We start from the raw sequence: 1,200 nt of genomic DNA on the forward strand, positions 1-1,200 counted from the left end.
GTCAGATTATTGACAAAGTGCTGGTTTTTTATCCGACACTTTGTTTTAATTAAGTTCCGTTCACTCAACGGAGCTTGCCACCATGTTAAGAACACCCCCTCTCCAGACTTTCCCGCCAGAAACGCTCTCGCTTGACGAGCTGGTCCCTAAAAATCATTTGGTCCGTCAAGTCGATGCCGCCATTGATTTCGAATTTATCCGCGAATGAGTCGCCCCGTTGTATTGCCACAATAATGGCCGTCCTGCTATCGATCCGGTCATGCTGATTAAAATGATGTTACTCGGCTACTTGTTTGGTGTCCCCAGTGAGCGCCGTCTGGTACAGGAAATTCAGGTTAATGTGGCTTACCGCTGGTTTCTGCGCCTCGGACTGACAGAAAAGGTCCCTGATGCCTCAACCCTGAGCCAGAACCGCCGCCGCCGTTTCAATCATACTGCGGTCTTCCAACAGATTTTTGACCACATTGTTGAACAGGCGATAGCCAAAGGATTTGTGGGCGGACACGTACTCTATACCGACAGCACCCACCTGAAAGCCAGTGCCAATCCGCATAAATCGGAGAATGTCATGCGGTCGGTTCCCCCCCGGCGCCTATTTTGACACACTGGATAAAGCCGTCACTCAAGACCGGGCGGCAGCCGGAAAAAAAGCCTGAAGCCAGCCCTTAAGGAACGGCAGAGAAAGACGAAAGTCAGTACCACCGCTCCGGAAAGCGGGTTTATGCACCGGACCAACAAACCCAGGGGGTTCTTTTACCTTGACCACCGTACCGTGGATGGGCAAGTCGGGATTATCACCGATACCTACGCCACACCAGGTAATGTCCACGACAGCCAGCCTTTTATCAAGCGTTTGACGCGTCAGTTAGAGCGTTTTGCTCTCAATCCCCTTGCGGTTGGGTTGGATGCGGGCTATTTTACGGCCCCGGTTTGTTATCTGACGGAACAGTTAGGCATTACGCCCATTATCGGTTATCGCCGCCCAAACAAGGGACCGAACACCTTTCAGAAGAAACACTTCACCTATGACAGGCAGCAAGATTGCTATGTCTGCCCGCAGGGCGAAAAGCTGATTTATACCACCACAAATCGTCAGGGATACCGTTATTACCGGACGGCGGCGGGTATTTGCCAGAATTGCCCGCTGCGGGCGGCCTGTACCCGGGCGAAAAAGGGAAAAACCATCACACGGCATATCTG

The 1,200-nt window shown here is 52.1% G+C and carries 1 pseudogene; it reads left to right on the forward strand.

Going from position 1 to position 1,200, the window contains the following annotated elements:
- Nucleotides 1-82: 82 nt before the first annotated feature.
- Nucleotides 83-1,200, forward strand: a pseudogene (locus ACGF5R_RS24065) (IS1182 family transposase); the annotation flags it as partial.

The sequence above is a fragment of the Photorhabdus sp. RM71S genome, from assembly GCF_042879355.1.
Lineage (GTDB): Bacteria > Pseudomonadota > Gammaproteobacteria > Enterobacterales > Enterobacteriaceae > Photorhabdus > Photorhabdus kayaii.